At 60.0% G+C, this 21,167-nt stretch carries 14 protein-coding genes; 9 read left to right on the top strand and 5 right to left on the bottom strand.

Annotated elements, in window-relative coordinates; all coding sequences use genetic code 11:
- Nucleotides 1–251: 251 nt before the first annotated feature.
- The 7 genes from KI235_RS24200 (at nt 252) to KI235_RS24170 (ending at nt 8,194) form a co-directional block, all read left to right on the top strand.
- Nucleotides 252–737, top strand: a complete 486-nt coding sequence (locus KI235_RS24200) for a CS1 type fimbrial major subunit (protein ID WP_003205213.1) — start codon at nt 252–254, stop codon at nt 735–737.
- Nucleotides 738–863: 126 nt separating this feature from the next.
- On the top strand, nt 864–3,395 hold the full coding sequence (locus KI235_RS24195; protein WP_212795334.1) for a CS1-pili formation C-terminal domain-containing protein: 2,532 nt from the start codon (nt 864–866) through the stop codon (nt 3,393–3,395).
- A gap of 150 nt (nt 3,396–3,545) precedes the next feature.
- Entirely contained in the window at nt 3,546–4,793 is a 1,248-nt protein-coding gene (locus KI235_RS24190; RefSeq protein ID WP_039013848.1) for a hypothetical protein, read from the top strand.
- Nucleotides 4,794–4,855: 62 nt separating this feature from the next.
- Nucleotides 4,856–6,088 (top strand): hypothetical protein, encoded by a 1,233-nt coding sequence (locus KI235_RS24185; RefSeq protein WP_013694143.1) that lies wholly within the window; start codon nt 4,856–4,858, stop codon nt 6,086–6,088.
- Between the two features lie 60 nt (nt 6,089–6,148).
- Nucleotides 6,149–6,892, top strand: a complete 744-nt coding sequence (locus tag KI235_RS24180) for a pilus assembly protein (protein ID WP_028236683.1) — start codon at nt 6,149–6,151, stop codon at nt 6,890–6,892.
- A 44-nt stretch (nt 6,893–6,936) separates the two neighbouring features.
- Complete coding sequence (locus KI235_RS24175; protein WP_003205202.1) at nt 6,937–7,419, top strand: CS1 type fimbrial major subunit; 483 nt, start codon at nt 6,937–6,939, stop codon at nt 7,417–7,419.
- Nucleotides 7,420–7,705: 286 nt separating this feature from the next.
- A complete protein-coding gene (locus tag KI235_RS24170) occupies nt 7,706–8,194 on the top strand; it encodes a CS1 type fimbrial major subunit (protein ID WP_003205201.1) in 489 nt (162 codons plus the stop codon).
- Between the two features lie 21 nt (nt 8,195–8,215).
- On the opposite strand, the gene KI235_RS24165 is transcribed toward KI235_RS24170, so the two are convergent.
- Entirely contained in the window at nt 8,216–11,323 is a 3,108-nt protein-coding gene (locus tag KI235_RS24165; protein ID WP_212795333.1) for a transglycosylase domain-containing protein, read from the bottom strand.
- Between the two features lie 615 nt (nt 11,324–11,938).
- Here KI235_RS24165 and KI235_RS24160 point away from each other — a divergent pair.
- Together KI235_RS24160 and KI235_RS24155 are read left to right on the top strand one after the other, a co-directional pair.
- A complete protein-coding gene (locus KI235_RS24160; RefSeq protein ID WP_003205197.1) occupies nt 11,939–13,360 on the top strand; it encodes an amino acid permease in 1,422 nt (473 codons plus the stop codon).
- 199 nt (nt 13,361–13,559) lie between these two features.
- The gene (locus KI235_RS24155; RefSeq protein ID WP_244864267.1) at nt 13,560–15,206 is read left to right on the top strand and encodes a glycosyltransferase family 39 protein; all 1,647 of its coding nucleotides are present in this window, start codon (nt 13,560–13,562) and stop codon (nt 15,204–15,206) included.
- Here KI235_RS24155 and KI235_RS24150 read toward each other — a convergent pair.
- From KI235_RS24150 to KI235_RS24135, 4 genes are all read right to left on the bottom strand, one after another.
- Nucleotides 15,127–16,746 carry an FMN-binding glutamate synthase family protein gene (locus KI235_RS24150; RefSeq protein WP_013694138.1) on the bottom strand — a complete coding sequence of 540 codons (1,620 nt, stop codon included), beginning with the start codon at nt 16,744–16,746 and terminating at the stop codon, nt 15,127–15,129. The genes KI235_RS24155 and KI235_RS24150 overlap by 80 nt on opposite strands.
- 239 nt (nt 16,747–16,985) lie before the next feature.
- Nucleotides 16,986–18,392 carry an ATP-binding protein gene (locus KI235_RS24145; RefSeq protein ID WP_003205192.1) on the bottom strand — a complete coding sequence of 469 codons (1,407 nt, stop codon included), beginning with the start codon at nt 18,390–18,392 and terminating at the stop codon, nt 16,986–16,988.
- Nucleotides 18,389–20,191, bottom strand: coding sequence for a DAHL domain-containing protein (locus KI235_RS24140; protein WP_013694137.1), 1,803 nt, complete (start codon nt 20,189–20,191; stop codon nt 18,389–18,391). The genes KI235_RS24145 and KI235_RS24140 overlap by 4 nt, the downstream gene beginning before the upstream one ends.
- The gene (locus KI235_RS24135; protein ID WP_013694136.1) at nt 20,188–21,147 is read right to left on the bottom strand and encodes a cytochrome c peroxidase; all 960 of its coding nucleotides are present in this window, start codon (nt 21,145–21,147) and stop codon (nt 20,188–20,190) included. The genes KI235_RS24140 and KI235_RS24135 overlap by 4 nt, the downstream gene beginning before the upstream one ends.
- Nucleotides 21,148–21,167 lie beyond the last annotated feature (20 nt).

Below are 21,167 nucleotides of genomic sequence, written 5' to 3'. Positions count from 1 at the left end.
CTTGACTTTGAAGGGCGCGGCGATACTGCTGGGCGTGTGGGCCGTTTCTGACATACAAACTTAAATTTTATAAAGAATCGGGTATTTTTCGCCCATTCGTGTGCCGGTTTTACTACACGCTTGTGGGAATCTGCCTGCTTTTTTTTAATTGCAAAGAGCCGATCATGCCCCGGCGTTGGAGGAGCAGATCAAGTTGTTGTTGAACTGCCACTTCAACCTTTCTCTTTATGCCAAGAACAGGTGTTAACAACATGCTCAAACAATTCGTAACCGCTGCTTCCCTGACTGCCGCTGCCTTGGGCGCTTCGCAGGTATTCGCGCTCGATGATGCACGCTCCGCTATCCACATCACCGCGAACATCCCGACCCAGCAGTTCCACGTGCAGCCACGTGACCCGAACTTCGGTAAGGATGAAATCATGAGCTACAACACGGTCAGTGGCACCCTGACTTCGCTGCGCCAGACCTTCGACGTGAAGAACACCGAAGGTTCGGTCCATGCCTACATCGAGGGTGGCCCGGCGGCGCTGTACAACGGCAGTGACTCCATTGCCCTGACCACCAACTTCAATGGCGTCACCCTGACCGCCATCGCTCAGGAAGTGGTGGATGATGCGACGTCCACTCCAGGCACCCAGGCTGACATGACCATTGTCGCGGCCAAGCCTCTGGATACCCAGAACGGTCTGTACACCGCCGACATGACCGTGATCTTCGACGCCGTGCCGCGCCCGTGATCCTGTTCGATGCCCGGTGAGTTCCAGCTCACTGCACGGGCATCGCCGCAGGCCGTCCGGCGCTCCCCAGCCGGGCGGCCAGCACCTGAAACGCCTTGATCGCTCGCAGATTATGAGAATCCGTTGATGTTTCCGATGACACCCATCGCGGGTGCGCTCGCGCTATTGTTGTGCGCGAATGCATTGGCCGCGCCGACTGCCCCCGGTACGACACCGAGAAGCCTGTTGTCCCAGGCCAAGGGCCTGCCGGCGGAGTTTGAATCGCACTTCTTCGATGTGCCTCTGGCGGTTCGTATTGAACTCAATCAACAGTACCTCGGCGAAGCCATGGTGGTCTTGTCGCGGGACGATCGTATAACCCTGCTCGAATTCTCCGACACGCACGACAGCACGATAAAAGCTGTCGAGCGCGACCAATGGGCGCAGCATCTCAAGCAAGGACAAGTACTGGGCGCCTGTGAAGGCAGCTGTCCGTCAGGGCTGCTGGCCGTGCACTACAGCCTTGAAAACTCATTGGTGTCGATCCTGACCCGGGATGTGGAACGAGGCACCGAAGCCAAGCGCTATTACGATCAACCGGAAGGCGGCAGCCTCGGCCTGATCTTCAACAACCAACTGAACATCAACGGTGGCCAGGAGCAGGACACGGGCGGGCGTTATGGCCTCAATGCCAGTTCCAGCGTGGGCAACTGGAGCCAGTCGCTGGACCTTCAGCTTTCGCGTCTTGGCGGGCCGGACGACAAGCTGTACCACGCTGTCCATGAGCTCCATACCCAACGAGAAATGGAGGGGACTTTTTTCCGCCTGGGCTATTTCACGCCCAGCTCCGATGGTTTGAATCGGCAGATCCGTTCGTTCGGCGCCAACCCGGACACCGCGTTGGGGGTGATGTACGGCAGCTCCGACAGCCTGGCGATCGAAAATCCCAAACCCAGCGTCTACCCCATTTATGTCACCGCCAGCCGCCAGGCGTCGGTGGAAATTTATCGCAGCGGCTTGCTGATCAACACTCAGGCGGTCAGCGCCGGCTTGCAGAGCCTGGACACCCGGCCCTTGCCCGGCGGTATCTATGAAGTGGAAGTGCGGCTGATCGAGGACGGGCAAACCACCGCCACCAGCCAGGAGCTGGTCTACAAGCCCAATAACTGGAGCGACGCGGAGGACCGCTGGCGCTACAACCTGTTCGCCGGGCGCGAGACCAGGCTCTGGAGCAACTGGGAAGACCAGCCCTCGGGGTTCACGACAGCGGGCGTCGGCCTCAACTACCTGCTGCATCCGCGGGTGATCCTGGGCGCCTCCACGCGCCAGGTGCAGGACAAGTTGCAAGTGGGCACCTCGGTGGATTGGACGCTGGCGACCAACACCAGCCTGTACACCAACGTCTATCAGACCCAGCAGTACGGCACCGGCATGGACGTGCAAGGCTTGTACAGCTATGGCCATGGCAGCGTGGTGGCCAGCCACAACCGCAGTTGGCTGGACACCCGCAACACCTATGAAACCCTGGCGGACGGCACTCGTATCCGCCAGCGCAACGTGTTCGTCGGCCATACCAGCAACTCGTCGCTGTCGGTCAACCATCGCTTGAGCAACAAGACCTCCGTCAACGGACGGCTGGCCTACAGCGAAGGCAATGTCCAGGGCACCGGCCTGGACCTGGGCTGGACCCAGCGCGGCAAGTTGCGCGGCAGCGATGCCAACTGGCGGCTGTCGGTGTTCGACCGCCCCGGCACCTCAAGTACCGCCGACCGGCGCAATCGCGGCGTCGACCTGAGCGTCAGCGTCGCCCTGGGCGGGCCGGGCGAGTACTGGTCGGGCAGCATCGGCACCCGCACCTCGCGGGACGGCGATCGCGACCACAATGCCTCGCTGACCTATCGCCGGGACCTGGAAGATCACGTGTTGCAAAGCGTCTCCGCCACGGCGCTGGCCGACACCTATGGCGTGGGCCTGTCCGGCATCGCCAGTTTCATGACCGATTCGCTTTACGGCGACGGTTTCGTCCAGCGCTCATCCTATAACGACAACCTCACCGGCGGCCTGAACTTGAGCAGCACCGTGGCCGTGGGCGACCAGAAAGCCGCCTTCACCGGCCTGCCCCAGGGGCGCGGCGCGGGCATGATCGTCGATGTGGAAACCGACCTGGACGATGTCGCCCTGCGCGCCGATGACTTGACCGGTGGCAGCACGGCGTTGCGTCCGGGCCGTAACTTCGTCCCTATCACCGCCTACAAAAACAGCATGGTGACCTTCGACTTCGACGGCGTGCATCCGCCGGCGGCGAACATCGAGCCTTCGCGCACCCGTTATCACCTGAACAAGGGTGGGGTGGACTACCGCAAGATCCACGTGATGAAAACCGTGACCGTGCTCGGGCGTTTGCTCGACGGGCAGGGCCAGCCGCTTCGGGGCCATCACGTGATCAACCACGCCAGTCGCGGCATCAGCGAGGTGGACGGGTTCTTCTCCATGGAAATGAATGCCGGCTCGCCCACCCTGGAAGTGCGCTACGGCAATGAGTTGTTCTGCCGGTTCCGCCTCGACCCGGACAACGCCGGCCGCGAAGGCGATGTGCTGATGATCGGTGACTTGCGCTGCACGCCGGACACCCTGGCCGATACGACGCTGGCCGAGGCCGGGACGAAGCAGCGCTCATGAGAACCGTGGGAGCAAAGCTTGCTCGCGATGAACGATAACGCCGTTCACCTGAAGACCCGGGCGCCTGCATCGCGGGCAAGCCTTGCTCCCACAGGTGAGTTGCTCACCACCTATTTGCAATGATTTGTCTTGATGTATGAGGTTGTATAAATGAAACCCTTATCGGTTGCAGTGCGCAGCGTGGTCTCGGTGTTGTTGTTTGCGTGTGTGCCTACGGCCAATGCCTTGACCCAGGACATTAGCGCACTGTTCAGGCCTGACTCATCGAAACCCAACGAAAATACCTTTCTCAATACCACGCCTGTTAGCGGTTACTGCGCACAATATCCGTCGGAATGCAGGGCAACAAAGATGTTCAGCATTCGGTTGCCCTTTATCTTCAGTTCGACCAGTCCTATTCAAGCCAACCATGGGGATGCTCGACAGGGCGCGATGTTTAAACTCCCTACTACTTGGCGCACGACACAGGTGACCCATTCAGTGACGGGTGAAACCGAGGTCGTTGAAGTGCGCTGGTCCGGTATAGGTTCGACATACCGACTCTCTGGTAACGTCATCGACTTGGTAGGTGGCGGCGTGTCGCTCTTGATCGCCCATCAACGGTTATGGAACGGCCTTAGTTGGGTATATGCCCCATCGCCTTGTAGATACAGCGGTATAGGGTTGTATACCAATACCGACTACACCTTCTTCTGGAAAACCCCGGTAGAGGGCGTATGTGCAAAAGGGGCCAATTATTTGATCCCTGGCTTTTCTTACCGCTATCTGGACTTTGCCTACGAACTGCGCACCCCCAACCCACTGAAAATGTCGTCCGGCCAATACACCGGGTCGCTGACTTATAGCGTCGGGCCGGGGCAGGACATTGACATGGGCGATGTCATGCTCCCCAACGATTCGGCGCTCACGCTCAATTTCAATCTTGAAGTCCAACACACCCTCCAGGTGGAAGTCCCCCCCGGCGGCAACCGCGTGGAGCTGGTCCCCCAGGAAGGCTGGCAATCCTGGCTGAACAGCGGCCGCAAACCAACGCGGTTGTTTCGTGACCAGCGCTTCCATATCTCCGCTTCCTCACGTTTCAAGATGGCGCTCGAATGCCAAATCATCAGTGGCAATACCTGCGCGATCTCCGAAGCCGGCACCGGTCATGCCGTGCCGGTGGATGTCAGCGTCAGCTTGCCCGATGGCTTGACCGACGCCGCCGGGCAACCGGTCAACCGCCGCCGGTTACTGCGTGACGGCAGCGGCACCGAACTGTTCCAGCCAGGTTTCTATGTCGATCGCCGGCCGGGCACCCTGCACTTTGAAGTGGCCCGCACCAGCGTCGAAGAGATGCTCGACAGCGGCGCCAAGGCCTACACCGGCAACGTCACCGTTATTTGGGATTCGGAAGTTTAAAAAGGAGTGGCTTGGGCGGTCCGGGCCGATTTGAGGGTGAGGTAGAGATGAAGCAGTTACCAATGGCAGTGCAAGGCATGGTATCGGTGGTGGTGTTGACGTGTGCATCGACGGCTGATGCCGTGAGCAAGGATATCAGTGCGATCTTCAGGCCCGATCCCTCGAAGCCCAACCAAAACACCTTTCTCAATACCACCCCGGTCTCGGGTTATTGCGCACTGTATCCGGCGGTATGCGATGCGGAAAAAATGTTCAGCATCCAGCTGCCCATTGTCTTCGACTCCACCGGTCCCATTCAGGCCAATCATGGGGATTCCCGGCAAGGGGCAATGTTCGATGTACCGGCCACTTGGCGTCTGGCACAGGTGACCCATACCGGTACGGGCGAAACTGAAATTGTTCAAGTTCGCATCTCCGGCATAGGTTCGCGTTACCAACTTCCTGTCAGCGTAATCAGCCTGGTGGGCGGCGGTGTGGATCTCTCAACCGCTCATACCAGGTTATGGAGCGGTTCCAGCTGGAGGTATGCGCCTTCGCCCTGTCGATCCAGTAATTTTGCGACCATGAACGAGTGGATCTATAACTTTTTCTGGAAGACACCGACCGAGGGGGTGTGTGCCAAAAGGGCCAGCTACTTGATCCCCAGCATGTCCTACCGCCACTTGGATTTCGCCTACGAACTGCGCACCCCCAACCCATTGAGGATGTCGTCCGGCCAATACACCGGTTCAGTGAGCTATGGCGTTGGGCCGGGACAAGACTTCGACATGGGCGACGTCATGCTCCCCAGTGACTCGGTGATCACCCTCAATTTCAAACTCGATATCGAGCACACCCTCCAGGTCGAAGTGCCCCCTGGCGGCAACCTCGTGGAACTGGTGCCTCCGCAAGGCTGGCAAGCCTGGCTGAACAGCGGGCGAAAACCGGCGCAGCTGTTTCGCGACCAACGTTTCCATATCTCGGCCTCGTCACGTTTCAAGATGGCCATCGAATGCCAGCACACCAGCGGCAACACCTGCGCGATTGCCGAAACCGGCACCGGTCATGCCGTGCCGGTGGACGTCAGCGTGACCCTGCCCGACGGGTTGACCGACGCCGCCGGGCAATCGATCAACCGCCGCCGATTACTGCGTGACGGCAGTGGCACCGAGCTGTTCCAGCCGGGTTTTTACATCGATCGCCGGCCGGGCACTCTGCATTTTGAAGTAGCCCGCACCAGCGTCGAAGAGATGCTCGACAGCGGCGCCAAGGCCTATGCCGGCAACGTCACGGTGATCTGGGATTCGGAAGTCTGAGAGCCCTTAGGGCCAGCCATATTCAGTGAATTACGTTTAATGCATGAGGTTGAAAAAGTGATGAAACATCTATGGGCATGGGTTGGGTTTTATCTGTTTTGCGGCATGGCCCAGGCCGGGCCGCAGATTGGTGTCGGGGTGGTCTACGACTACCTTGATGGCGACAAAAGCACCTACATGAAACGGGTGTTCAACGGCGGGACGTCCACGGCATTCGTCAAGGTCAACATTCTGGAAATCATCTACAACGAGGACGGCACCTATCAGGAAGTGCCGCTGCAGAACCAGGCCAGTGCCATGGCCAAGGACGGCCTGATGGCCAGCCCGGCGCGGCTGATCGTGCCGGCCAACGGCATGCAGGGCACACGCTTGCTGTTCATGGGCAACCGTGACAAGGAGCGTTACTTCCGGGTGCGTTTCGTGCCGGTGGTGCCGGAAGCGGAGGACGAATTTGCCGTCAGTGCGCAGGAGCGCGAAGAGTACAAGAAAGAACGCGTGGCGGCGGGGGTCAAGGTCCTGGCGGGCTACGGCACGGTGTTCTTTGTGCGTCCCAAGGACACCCGTTTCGAGACGGTGATCGATGACAGCGCCAGTCGCTACGTTATGCGCAACAACGGCAACAGCGTCCTGGTGCTCGATGAGTTCAAGGATTGTGCGGTGAAGAAAGAAAACGACTGCCGGCCAACCACCAAACACCACGTCATGGCCGGTCGCGCGTTTTCGTTCGACAAGGAGGCGGGGCGTGAATATCGCTTCACGCTGATCGAGGGCGGCCAGAGCAAGACCGTCGAGATCAAGGGTTGACGGTTGCCGTCGCCGAACCGTCGTTGACGCCACAGGTAATCAAAATGTTCAAGACACTGCTAAGTCCCCTCGCATTGACCGCTCTGATGTTGCCCTGGAGCCCGGCCTGGGGCGCGGTCGAACGGGAAACCTTCGAACTCTACGTGACCATCCCGACGCTGGATTTCTACGTGCTGCCCCTCGATCCGCAGTTGGTCCAGCGTGAACAACGCTTGCCCTTCAGCACCATCACCAACGAGCTCAGCCCGTTGCGGGCGACCTATGAGGTGAAGAACAGCAACGGTGCTATCGGCGCGCGCCTGGCCGAAGAAGCGTACCTATCCAACGGTCGTGAGCGCATCGACCTGCGGGTACGGTTCAACAACGTCGAGTTGACCCTGGATTCGAACCACGTGGTGTCAGCTATCGAGGCCCGGCCCGGACGCCAGGTGCCGCTGGAAATCGCCGCCATCAAACCCGCCGACGAATACAAGCCCGGCGATTACTACGGCACGGTGCACATGGTGTTCGATGCCATTGCGCCGTGAGGCGCAAAGGTGTGGGTTGGAATACGGGCTACGAGCGTCCCGGTTCTGTAGGAGCTGGCGAAGCCTGCGATCTTTTGATCTTGATCGTTCCCACGATCCTGCGTGGGAATGTCGCCAGGGACGCTCCGCGTTCCGCTTCTGGAAGGTGACGCAGAGCGTCACGGGATGCGTTCCCACGCAGAGCGTGGGAACGATCAAAAGGTGTGGGTTGGAACCCGGCGGGAGTAAGCGCCCTCGCCACAAGGTGGTCTCCACTTCGTTTCATTACTCTGAAAAGGTATCAAGCATGTTTAGAAAAGTGATGTTCATGACGACCCTTGCAATCCTGAGTCCTTCACTGGTGCTGGCGGCTGATGATGCACGCACCGCCATCCATATCACCGCGAACATTCCCAACAAGCAGTTCCATGTGCAGCCGCGCAATCCGGACTTCGGCAAGGATGAGGTCATGCATTTCGACCCGGTGAACAGCCAACTGAGCCCGCTGCGCCAGACCTTCGATGTGAAGCACACCGATGGCTCGGTCCACGCCTATCTCGAGGGCGGCCGGGCGTGGTTGACCAACGGCAGTGACGCCATTCCCCTGCTTGTCAGGTTCAACAATATCCGCCTGACCGGTGTGTCCCAGGAAGTGGTGGATGACGCAACGTCCACGCCAGGCACCCAGGCGGACATGCACATCATGGCCTCGGACAAGGTCTACGATGGTCAGCACGGCCTGTACACCGCCGACTTGACCGTGATCTTCGACGCGGTGCCTCGCGTAACCCCTTGACCCACACCACGTCGCTGACCATCAGTGGCTTGCCACCAAGGGCTTGCATTGGGTGTGGCTGCCCGGTTGCAAGTAGGGCGAGAGGAACGGCGCCATGCCCTTGAGCACCTGCACTGGCAAGGCCGAGGTGAACTTGAAGTTCTGCGCCGAGGCGCCTGGCACGAAGGCGGTCAGGGTGCCGAAATGGCTGTCGCCGATGTAGAAGACGAAGGTGGCGGTGCGGTTGATCGACTTGGAACTGATCACTCGCCCGCCGGAGCCGACGGCTTCGATGCGGTTGTCACCGGTACCGGTCTTGCCGCCCATGGCCAACGGTGTGCCATCGGCCAGTTTGAAACTGCCGGCCACGCGTTTCGCGGTGCCGGCATCCACCACCTGGGACAGCGCACCGCGCAAGGCCTGGGCCACTTCCGCCGGCATCACGCGCTTGCCGTTATCCGGATTGCTCACCAGGCGTGTCTCGTAAGGCGTACCGACGGCAAAATCCAGGCTGTCGACGCGCAGCGCGGGCTTGCGGATGCCATCGTTGAGGATAGTGCCCACCAGTTCCGCCAGCGCGGCGGGGCGGTCGCCGGAGCTGCCGATGGCGGTGGCCAGCGACGGTACCAGGTGGTCGAAAGGGTAGCCGACTTGTTGCCAGCGCTGATGGATATCCAGGAAGGCTTCGATCTCCAGCATGGTGCGGATGCGACTGTCGCGGGCGCTCTTGTGCCGGCTCTTGAACAGCCAGCTGTAGACTTCCTGGCGCTCGAACTCACTGGCCTTGACGATCTGGCTGAACTTGGCGTCGGGGTTGTTCAGCAGGTAACCCATCAACCACAGGTCCAGCGGGTGGACCTTGGCGATGAAGCCTTGGTCCGGCAGGTCATAGGCGCCGGGGCCGTAGCTCTGGTAGAGCCGTTCCAGGCGTTCGTCGGTGAGTTTTTCGGCTCCCTTGGCCGACTTCAAGTGCGCGCGCACGAAGCGGTTGAAGCTCTCCTGGCTGTCGTTGGGAAAGAAATAACGGTGCACGGCGGCCAGGCGGATCGCCGTAGGGCGCATGCCGTCGAGGAAGGTTTCCAGGCGTTGGCCGGTGTCCTTTTTCTGATACTTCTTCCAGAACCTGAGCAGGAACGAGGTGCCTTCGCGGTCTGCGAACTGGGCCAGGTATTCCTGGCGGCGCGGGTCCTTGTCGTCCTTGAGCAGTTCGGAACTGTTATTGGGGCCGGCATAGGTGGCGTAACGCACCAGGTCGCGCATCAGGCGGATGAAAGGCAGGTTGATCGATTCACGCAGGGCGTCGCGCAGCGTGGGGATGCGGCCGTTGTCCTCGTTACGGAAGTTGTGGAAGGTGTGCAGCCCGCCACCGGTAAAGAACGCTTCTCCGGGGCTGGCTGAATAGGTGCGGTCCAGCGCGGCTTCGAGCATTTTCGGCAGGCTGCGGTCGGTGTTCTGGATCAGGTAGTCCACGGCCCAGCGGGAGAGGCGGTCCGGCTCGGCGATGTCGACTTTCTTCAATGCCGCCGGGGTTTGCTGGGCATAGCGCTCGTGCAGCTCGGCGATGATCTGCAGATACGTGGTGAGCACCCGCAACTTGGCGGTGGAGCCCAGTTCCAGCTTGCTGCCTTCGTTGATGTCGAAGGGCTGGTCGGTGCTGTCGGTCTGCACCCGCACGCGCGAGCCGTCGGGGGTCAGTTCCAGCAGGGTGAAGCTGTAGCGCACCTGGGTGGTGCTGGTGGGGGTCAGCAGGCGTTCGCCCATCAGGCCGATCTCGGTCGCGAAGGCCGGGTCGGCCAAGCGCTTGAGGTAGTCGGTGGCCTGGGCCTGCAAGTCGCTTTGCAAGGTGCTGGTGGCGGAGAGGTCGAGGCGATCGAGGTCGTACAGCGGACGATTGAGCAGGGCGGCGAGGCGACTGCGGGCGGCGCTGATGCCTTTGTTGGTTTCGTTGGGCTGGACGGTCGGGTCCTGGACCCAGTCGCGATAACTGACCTGGCTCGCCAGGGCTGCCTCGGACAGTGCCGCATCGATCACGCCGTTCTGCGCCAACAGCCGGATGTGGCTGTCGGTCAGGCGCGCCAGTTCATCGTGACCCTTGGACAGGTAATGGGAGGGGCGGCGCTGGGCGATCATCAACGACAGCATTTCCCGCAGGGCCAAGCCTTTTCCCGCCAGGCTCTTGGGGTCGGTGGCGGTACTGAACAGCTGTTCATTGGCCCGCTTGAAATCGGCGCCGTACCAGACCCGCAAGCCTTCAGCCATGCCATGGACTTCACCATGCCCGGGCACGGCGGAGAGCGGCACGCTGTTGAGGTAGTCGCGGATGATCCGCTGCCGCGCCTCGAGGGTTTGCGGGCCGGCCTGATAAGCCCGCACGCTGGCGGAAATCATCTGGCGGATTTTCTCCGCGCCGGACACGGTCAGGCCCTCAGGCGAGTGACGGTACTTCTCCAATTGTGTCGCCAGCGTGCTGCCCCCAGCGGATTGTCCCGGCAGGCTCAACAGCTTGGCGACCTGCGACCAGGCCGCCATGCCGAAGCGCGGCCAGTCCACTGCCGGGTTGGCCAAAGGTTGCTTGGGGTCGAGCAGGAAGCGGTTCTCGATAAACAACAGGCTCTGCACCACCACGGGCGGGATCGCTTCGAAGTTCGCATACAGTTGCTGCGGGTACTTGAACTGATAGACCGGCGCGGCGCGGCAGTCGGTGATTGTCAGGCCGGCCTGGATCTTTTCCGCATAGGGTACGAACAGGCCTTTTTCGACGTAGTCCATCAAGGCCGGCGAGAACCGCGCCTGGGCCTGGATCACGTAGTCGCGCTTGAGCAGGCGCGGCAGGAATTCCCCCAGCGCGCTGTAGCCCAAGCGCCGGTCGAACGGGCCTGCACCCGGGTAAACGATGGCATCGCTGGGCCCCGGCTGCACCGCATAGCTCAGGGACGCAGCGTATTTGCTGATCTCCCGGGCCTGAAACCGCGAGGTGCGCATTTCCTTGGCCACCGCCAGGCCGACCACCACCACGATAATCAGCAGCAGTAACCAGAATGCCCGCCAGCCGTGCCGTGCGTGGCGTTTTTTTTGAGGTAAAGGCGCTTCTTCCATACGTTCAGTCGGGACCACAGGTTCATTCGAATCGGTTTGCCACAAAGCGCCCATAGTCGACTGATCCATTCACGCAGATTGATCGGACTTGCTTGAAGCTTAGACGGTGGTTGGCGTGGGGGGAGGGGAAATTGTCTGCCCTCGTCTGTCAGGAGGCTCCAGTGGTGCCGCTCTGTCGGTGTGATCGTTCCCCACGCTCTGCGTGGGAATGCATCCCGTGACGCTCTGCGTCACCTTCCAGAACCGGAACGCGGAGCGTCCCTGGCGACATTCCCACGCAGGAGCGTGGGAACGATCAAAAACTGCGGGCGCTGCGAAACGGGGAGTTGTCCGAAAGCCCTGCGCTAGAGCCATCTACCCATGCCAAAACATGACGCTGCACCAATGCTGTGCAATACTCGGCGCCGTTTCCGTATGACCTGAAATCCCAGACAACGCCTCTCCAAAAGCCACTTCCGACGCAGGCTTATCCCTGAATTTCCCAGGTTTTACAGTGAAACTCTCTATCCCTGGCTTTTTATACTGCATGGCCCGCTGATCCTGAGGTTGTCGTTCCACAGGACGGTCTGCCCACAAGACAGACCCGGTTTCGGCAAGGCGGCAGGCTCACCGGCCTGTCGCTTTGGACACTCGGTGGCTAATCCAATAACAAGACGAGGTTGTATCCCTATGCCTGTCGGCAATCATCTGCCCCATGGCGAGACCACCCAGGGTGGTCCGCTCAAACGTGAACTCGGTGAGCGGCATATCCGCCTGATGGCGCTCGGCGCCTGCATCGGTGTCGGGTTGTTCCTCGGCTCGGCCAAGGCTATTGAAATGGCCGGTCCGGCGATCATGCTGTCCTACATCATTGGCGGCCTGGCGATCCTGGTGATCATGCGCGCCCTCGGCGAAATGGCCGTGCACAACCCGGTGGCCGGTTCGTTCAGCCGCTATGCCCAGGACTACCTCGGCCCGCTGGCAGGCTTCCTGACCGGTTGGAACTACTGGTTCCTGTGGCTGGTGACCTGCGTGGCGGAAATCACCGCGGTAGCGGTGTACATGGGCATCTGGTTCCCTGATGTGCCCCGCTGGATCTGGGCCCTGGCGGCGCTGGTCAGCATGGGGTCGATCAACCTGATCGCGGTCAAGGCCTTCGGTGAGTTCGAATTCTGGTTCGCCCTGATCAAGATCGTCACCATCATCGCCATGGTCATCGGTGGTGTCGGCATCATCGCCTTCGGCTTCGGCAACGACGGCGTGGCCCTGGGCATTTCCAACCTCTGGGCCCACGGCGGCTTCATGCCCAACGGCGTGTCTGGCGTGTTGATGTCCCTGCAAATGGTGATGTTCGCGTATCTGGGCGTGGAGATGATCGGCCTGACCGCCGGTGAGGCGAAGAACCCGCAGAAAACCATTCCCAACGCCATCGGCTCGGTGTTCTGGCGAATCCTGCTGTTCTACGTCGGCGCGCTGTTCGTGATCCTGTCGATCTACCCGTGGAACGAGATCGGCACCCAGGGCAGCCCGTTCGTGATGACCTTCGAGCGCCTGGGCATCAAGACCGCCGCCGGCATCATCAATTTCGTGGTGATCACCGCCGCGCTGTCGTCCTGCAACGGCGGGATCTTCAGCACCGGGCGGATGCTCTACAGCCTGGCGCAGAATGGCCAGGCCCCGGCCGGTTTCGCCAAGACCTCGGCCAACGGCGTACCGCGCCGCGCATTGCTGCTGTCCATCGCCGCATTGCTGCTGGGCGTGCTGCTCAACTACCTGGTGCCGGAGAAAGTCTTCGTCTGGGTGACGTCGATTGCCACGTTCGGCGCGATCTGGACCTGGGTGATGATCCTGCTGGCCCAGCTCAAGTTCCGCAAAAGCCTCAGCGCTTCAGAGCGTGCGGCCCTGAAATACCGCATGTGGCTGTACCCGGTCAGCTCGTACCTGGCGCTGGCCTTCCTGGTGCTGGTGGTGGGCCTGATGGCGTACTTCCCGGACACCCGCGTGGCGTTGTATGTCGGCCCGGCGTTCCTGGTGCTGCTGACGGGGCTGTTTTATACCTTCAAGTTGCAGCCGACAGGTGATGTGCAGGGTTCGGTGCGTTCAGCTTCGTAGGTTAACCGCGATGTAAACAGAGCCTCGGTCGGATGATCGGGGCTTTTTTGTTGAGGCCTTCGAAACCTCCCCAATTGTTCATGAGCTTTTGTGCCTGCGGCGCAGTCAAACTCCTGTTAGTTCTTACAGTAGACCCAGTGCAGGCACAGAACATAGATTGAACGGCGCCAGGCAAGGGCCTGCTGGGTCGGGAGCACCCGTGAAAACGTTATCGAGCGGTTTTCTCAGCAACTCACTGATTGGGCTGGACCGCTCAGCGTTGGTCGCTGTGACGGTTCTTGCGCTAGCCGTGCGATTTCACGGAATCACGCTGCCTGCCATCTGGTATGACGAAGCTTTCAGCGTACTGCTTGCCAGACATGAGCCGTGGCAGATCTGGTCTATTACGGCGCGAGATGTTCACCCGCCTCTTTATTACCTTGTGCTGCACTATTGGATGATTCTGTTTGGCGATGGAGCCTTGGCCGTAAGGTCGCTTAGTGTGATAGCAGACGTGGGTACGGTCTTGCTGAGCATCAAGTTGATGAGTCTGGTTGCCACGCGAAGAGCTACCTTGATGGCTGCGTTGCTATTGGCGTTGCTGCCGATCTCGGTCCGTTACAGCCAGGAAGCGCGCATGTACACCTTGCTCGGGTTTTGGCTGATGGGGGCAACCGTCGCATTGGTGTGCTGGGTTAAAGATCCGGAAAAAAAGCGTTTCCCGATTATCTATGTGCTGTTGATGACGGCCGCTTTCTATACTCACTACTTTGCTGCGCTGTGCGTGCTCGTTCATTGGTTTTATTGGTGGTGGGGACGTCCGGGGAAATACCAAACCGTGCTACCTGTGCGGTCCTGGATGTTGGTCAATGGTCTCATCGTGATGCTATTCCTGCCTTGGCTACCTCATTTCACCGATCAGCTATATGCCAGGTATGTGCTCAATTGGATACCGCCCATCACAATGCAGGCGTTGCTGAGTCTCGTTTGGCAGTTCATTTTGATGAACGGGTGGCAGGCGCAATCGTTGCTTGTGTGTGCGCTACCTTTGATAGGAGTTGCATTATGTGCGGCAATGTTGGTTTGGAACGATAAGGCCCAGCTTCGTTTCAGCGGCTTATTGGCTGGCTATTTTTTTATCCCTACTGTCATTCTTGCGCTGGTGGCACTAGTTATTCCGATGTTTGTTCCTCGCTATCTGGTATTTGCGGCGGTTGGAATGCCTTTCGTCGTCGCTGTAGCGCTGGATAGATTGGCACGACGACCTGAGGTTTTGGTTTTGGCCGGAATGATTGTGCTGGCAGCGGAAGTACGGGGTTTGCAATCGGTACATAGACAAGAGGATGGCTTGAATGGTACCGATTTGCGGAGGGATTTCAGGCTCGATGTACTGGCCGCTAAACTCCAGGAAGCCGTTCGACCAGGCGACGAAATCGTGCTGGAGTCTTTGATCTGGTACTTGCCATTCAGTTATTACAATCAGACCGGCATACGACCGAAGCTTTACATTCGCTTACCTCCCAGCACTGCTCTAGAAGTTTTTGACCGTAGTGGCTATGCCCTGATTTCTGAGGGTTCCAAGTGGGTTTATTTCAACAATCCTCAGGTACTTAAATGTCATGGAAACAGGGTCTGGTGGGTGGCGGCGAAATCTTTATCTGACATCAGGCCGCTATTGGAAAAAGATTGGGAAAACACCCTTACTCTTAGGGATGGGGCGATGGTTGCTTCCCTGTTTACCCTTAAAACGACACCAGCCCCAGATGAGGCTGGCAATCCAGTGACCATTACGCAGCCACCACCTCCCGCGGCTCAAAACTGTCCGCCCGCGCCATCTGCCACATCCGCGAATAAAATGCCCCATTGACCTCTCCGGTCAGCAGTTCCCCCGGCTTCAAGAAGACGTGTAGTTGGGAGAACAACTTCACCTCAGTGGCCGACATACGCCGTACCAGGTGCTTGGGCTGCAACTGTGACGGATGCTCAAGCCCGGCGGCGGCGAGCATTTCGGCCAGAGCCTTGAGGGTGTTGCGGTGGAAGTTGTAGACCCGCTGGGCTTTATCCGGGACGACCAGGGCGCGCTGGCGCAGGGTGTCCTGGGTGGCGACGCCGGTGGGGCATTTGTTGGTGTGGCAGCTTTGAGACTGGATGCAGCCGATGGCGAACATGAAGCCACGCGCGGCGTTGGCCCAGTCGGCACCGATGGCCAGGACGCTGGCGATGTCGAAGGCGCTGACGATCTTGCCGCTGGCGCCGAGCTTGATCTTGTCTCGCAGGTTCAGGCCCACCAGGGTGTTGTGCACGAACAAAAGGCCCTCGCGCAACGGCACACCGATGTGGTCGGTGAATTCCACTGGCGCCGCGCCCGTGCCGCCTTCCTTGCCGTCGACCACGATGAAGTCGGGCAGGATCCCGGTTTCCAGCATGGCCTTGGCGATACCCATGAACTCCCAGGGGTGACCCAGGCAGAACTTGAAGCCCACCGGTTTGCCGCCGGACAGTTCGCGCAGTTGCTGGACGAATTGCATCAGTTCGATCGGGGTGGAAAACGCGCTGTGACGTGACGGCGAAACACAATCCTCGCCCATGAGGATGCCTCGGGTCTCGGCAATTTCCCGGGTGACCTTGTGCTTGGGCAAGATCCCGCCATGACCGGGTTTGGCGCCCTGGCTCATCTTGATTTCAATCATCCGCACCTGCGGGTTCTGCGCCTGGGCGGCGAAGCGCTCCGGGTCGAAGCGTCCGTCGGAGGTGCGACAGCCGAAATAGCCGCTGCCCAGTTCCCAGGTCAGGTCGCCACCGTGTTCGCGGTGGTAGGGGCTGATGCTGCCTTCACCGGTGTCGTGGGCGAAATTGCCGAGCTTGGCCCCCTGGTTCAACGCCCGGATGGCGTTGGCGCTAAGGGAACCGAAGCTCATGGCCGAGATGTTGAACACCGACGCCGAGTACGGCTGGGTGCATTGCGGGCCGCCGACCGCCACGCGAAAACCGCTGGGATCGCTCAACGGTGCCGGGCGCATGGAATGGCCGATGAATTCGAAGCCGGTCTGGTAGACGTCGATCAAGGTGCCGAACGGCTTGTCGGCGCTTTCGTTCTTGGCCCGGGAATACACCAGCGAGCGCTGGGCCCGGGAGAAGGGCAGGGCATCGCTGTCGGATTCGAGCAGGTACTGGCGGATCTCCGGGCGGATGCCTTCGACCAGGTAGCGGATGTTGCCCAGGATCGGGTAGTTGCGCCGTACGGCATGGCGGCTTTGCAGCAAGTCGAACAACCCCAGCAGGCTCAACAGCCCGGTCACCAGCGTGATCGGCCAAAGCCAGTCGTGTTGCAGGAACGGCAGGCTGGCGAGGGTGAAGATGATACAGCCGGCAAAGAAGGCGTAACGACTCAGCAGAGACAGGCTCATACGGTTTCCTTGGGAGGGAGGGTAGCGCAGGCATTCTGCGCCGGCGACGAAACGGCGGGCAACCCTGTGGCGAGGGGATTGTTGTGGGAGCAAGGGTATGTGGGATTAAAGCTGTGGCATTAAAGCTGTGGGAGCAAAGCTTGCTCGCGATACAGGCGCCTCGGTTTCTGCAATACCGAGTCGTCCCCATCGCGGGCAAGCCTTGCTCCCACAGATTCACAGATTCACAGAGGCGTTGCTCAGCTCGCTTGCTTCATCTGCCGCACCGGCAATTCCACGCGGAAGGTGGTGCCGACGCCGACTTCGCTGCGTACCGTGATCTCGCCGTTGTGTTTTTTCACGATGCCGTAGGACAACGACAGCCCGAGCCCTGTGCCCTGGCCGATGGGTTTGGTGGTGAAGAACGGGTCGAAGATTTTCTGCAGGGTATCGGGGGGGATGCCCGAGCCGTTGTCGGCGACTTCGATCCATACGGTTTCATCACCGACGCCGTTGCGCAGGGTGATGGTGCCGCGCTCGGGGCCGATGGCCTGGGCGGCGTTGACGATCAGGTTCATGATCACCTGGTTGATCTGCGACGGCAGGCATTCCACCTCCGGCAACGGCGTGTACTCCTTGACCACGTCGGCCTTGTACTTGATTTCATTGGCGACGATGTTCAACGTCGAATCCATGCCCTGCTGCAAATTGGCCATCTGCCATTCCTGGCTGGAATCGACGCGAGAGAAGTCCTTCAGGTCCTTGACGATTTGTCCGACGCGGCCGATGCCATCCTTGGACTCCTTGATCAGCAACGGGATGTCCTCGACGAGAAAGTCCAGCTCCACCTGTTCGCGCAGCTTGCGCAATTGCACCACCAGCTCCGGCGAGGCGATGGCCCCCTCGGCGCTGCCGTAGGCGCTGAGCATTTCCTGGAGTTTGCCGAAGTAGCCGTCCAATGCCCCCAGGTTGGAAGAAATGAAGCCGATCGGGTTGTTGATTTCGTGGGCCACCCCAGCCGCCAACTGGCCCAGCGAGGCGAGCTTTTCCGATTGCACCAGTTGGGTTTCCAACATCTTGCGTTCGTCGATTTCCATTTGCAGCAGCTCGCTGGCCTGTTTGAACGCCTGGGTGCGTTGTTCCACCAGGTCTTCGAGCTTGTTCATTTTCAGTTGCGCACGGGAGGTCATTTCCCATTTGGTGGTCAGGGTGTTGGCCATCTGCTGGACTTCGATGTTGTCGAACGGCTTTTTCAGGATCAGCAAACGGTCGTGGCCGTTCAGGCGGTCGAGCAGTTCATCCCAGGAATAATCCGAATACGCGGTGCAGACCACCACTTGCAACTGCGGGTCGCGCTTCCAGAGTTCTTCGATGGTCTTGGCGCCATCCCAACCTTCGGGCATGCGCATGTCGACAAAGGCCAGGGCATAAGGTCGCCCTTTTGCCGTTGCCTCCAGCAATTTGTTCAAGCCTTCCTGCCCGCCATAGGCCGAGTCGAGTTCGAACACGGTGGCGGCAGGTTTTGGCGCATCGCCGAACAGCGCGCTTTCCATGTCCAGCAAGTCAGCGTTGCTGTCATCCTCCGGGGTGAGGATCTTGCGGAAATCTTCATGAATGGCGGGTGTATCGTCGATCAACAGGATGCGGCGGTTACTCATGCTATTCATGGCTCACCTTCTGCAAGTTTCAGGGGCAGTTGCAGTTGGAACGTCGCCCCCCTGCCTGGCCCCTCACTGTGGGCGGTGAGGCGGCCTTCCATTTCAATGGCCGCCAATGCGCAGCTGTGCAGGCCAAAGCCGTGGCCTTCCTTACGCGTGGTAAAACCGTGGGCGAAGATGCGCGTCATGTTTTCCTCCGGGATACCTTCGCCTTCGTCCTTGACGCTGATTTGCAGGGTCTGGCCATCGATGACGGCGGCCTTCAGGGTCATGTTACGCGCATGATTGGAAACCCCCGCCATGGCGTATTTGGCATTACTGATCAGGTTGATCAGGATCAACAGCAAGCGGTGCTTGTCGCCCATGATCCGCGGCACTTCGCCGTATTCCTTGATCACCGTAACATGGTGACGGGTCAGGGCGCCCGAGTTCATGCGCAGGGCATCTTCAAGCAGCTCGCTGACTACCAAGGGTTCCAGCAGGCTGTTGGCCCCGGCATAGGATTGCTGGGTGGAGACGATGTCCTTGATGTGGTCCACGCTCTTGCTCAACTGGGCCAGTTCGTCGGTCAGGCCCTGTTGCTCGAGCGCGATGGCCTCGACCAGTTGGTTGAGGTAACCGGGCAGCAGCTTGCCTTTGGCGTCTTCGGTGAGAAAGTGCCCGAGGTCATCGGCGTGTTCGTTGATCAGTTGCATCGCCTTGCCCAGCCCCTGGGCCTTGCTGCTGCGCAGTTTGCGGCTGACCAGGTCGGCGGAGATGTTCACGCTGTTGAGCACGTTACCGACGTTGTGCAGCACGTTGGTCGCGATTTCCGCCATGCCGGCCTGGCGGGCAGTGTCCATCAATTCGCTCTGGGTGTCCTTGAGCTGGCGGGTCCGTTCTTCAACCCGCTGTTCCAGTTCATCGTTGGCGCTTTGCAGGGCGTTGTTGACCCTTTTGATCTCGGCGAAGCTGCGTACCAGCCGGATCGCCAGCCAGATCAGTATCAATACCAGGAACGTGGCGAATACCAGCAGGTAGATGTGGTTACGTTCGTATTTGGCCGCGGCTTTGCTCTGGTCTTTCTCCAACAGGTCGGTAATGGTGTCCAGGTGCCTGGCCACGGGGATCGCTTCGATGGCCTGTAACAACTCATTGACCCGCGGTTGTTCGCGCAGGATCAGCGCGATGTGCCTGCTCAGAATGTCAACGGGGCCTTGAAGCCCCTGGGGCATGCGCTCCTTGTTGACGTCCAGCCGGTTCAGGCCCAGCAGCACCTCGGCGGCTACCTCGCTGGTGCTCAGTTGGGCGAACTCCATGCTGCTGAGCAACAGGTCATAGGTATCGATGGCGACGTTTTGCAGCTGCAGCCGCTCGGTGTCAGCCAGCCGGGCGAATTGGGACTGGATGTCGTCTTCGGCGGCGGGCAGGAAGGCCATGGAGTTGCGCAGCACCGCGTTGTGGGACTTGAACTGTTCCACCAGCCGGGTTTTTTCCTTGATCGCCTTGAGGTACTCGTCGCGCTGGACTTCCCAGAGCGACGGTTTGTGGCGCCCGGGCTCCGATTCGATGGCGTCGAGACGCTGCCACAGGCGCGACATTTCGTGCAGGGGCGAGACCAGGGGATCGTAGTTGTGGGTCAGGGCGATCCGCGACTTGAGCACCTCGTTGTCCCAAATGGCGTCTTGCTGTTTGAGCAGGCGGATCAGATCCCGGGACTCAATGTACGAGGCGGCCTGCTGGGCCCCCGAATTGACGTACATGAACAGCAGGACCGAAGCCAGTAACAGACCGATGAATGCAAGACCGAGGCGACGGAGAGTGGTCATAGAGGCTTGCCCTCCGATTCGCCGGTCAGGGTCTTGAGGAACTCGACGATCAGGGTCGTATCGTTTTTCAGAGGCTCGCGGCCCAGTTGGTACTTGAACATGACCTCCACCGCGCGTTCCAGGGTCGGTGCCGACGCGTCATGGAAATACGGGGCGGTGACGGCCACGTTGCGCAGGCTGGGCACCTTGAAGACCTGGCGGTCGGCTTCGTCGCCGGTAATGTTGTAGCGTCCTTCGTCGGCTCGGGTGGGGTTGCCCCGGTCCTTGATGTAGTCGCCCATGACCCCGAACTTCTGGAACATGTTGCCGCCGATGTTCACGCCTTGGTGGCAGGCGATGCAGCCGTACTCCTTGAAGCGCTGGTAACCGAACTTTTCCCGGGGTGTGAGGATGTCGGTATTGCCCAGCAGGTATTGGTCGAAGCGCGAATTGGGTGTCTGCAAGGTGCGCTCGTAATCGGCCAGTGCGCCCTGGATATTGGGCTTGGTCACGCCATCGGGGTACGCGTCCTTGAAGTCCTTGGCATAGCCGGGGTCATCGGCGATGCGCTTGACGACCGATTCCCAGGTGCTGCCCATTTCCACCGGGCTGGTCACGACCATGTGCACCTGTTCTTCCAACGTGTCGACGCGTCCATCCCAGAACTGGTGGAAGTTCAGGCCGGCATTGAACACGGTGGGCGTGTTGACCTCCACCGGCTTGCCGTCGAAGCCTAAGGAAAACGGCTTGTCGTCGGCGCCGCCTCTGTCCAGGCGATGGCAACTGGCGCAGGACAGGGTGTTGTTGACCGACAGCCGCGGGTCATTGAACAGCCGTAGCCCCAGTTGGACGTGCTTGGGGTCCAGGGCCGGAGCCGGTGGCAGGGGTTTGAGGGGTTCGTCCAGTGGCTCGGCGTGAGCGGTCACGCTTGATCCCACGAGCAGGCCGAGAGCCAGAATCAGTCCATGTGACGCCATGGGATGCTTTCCTTGAAACT

Origin of the sequence: Pseudomonas sp. St386 (genome assembly GCF_018325865.1) — a bacterium.
GTDB classification, from domain to species: Bacteria; Pseudomonadota; Gammaproteobacteria; order Pseudomonadales; family Pseudomonadaceae; genus Aquipseudomonas; species Aquipseudomonas brassicacearum.
The sequence above is the reverse complement of the archived record's forward strand: the minus strand, read 5'-3'. Positions and strand labels throughout refer to the sequence as shown.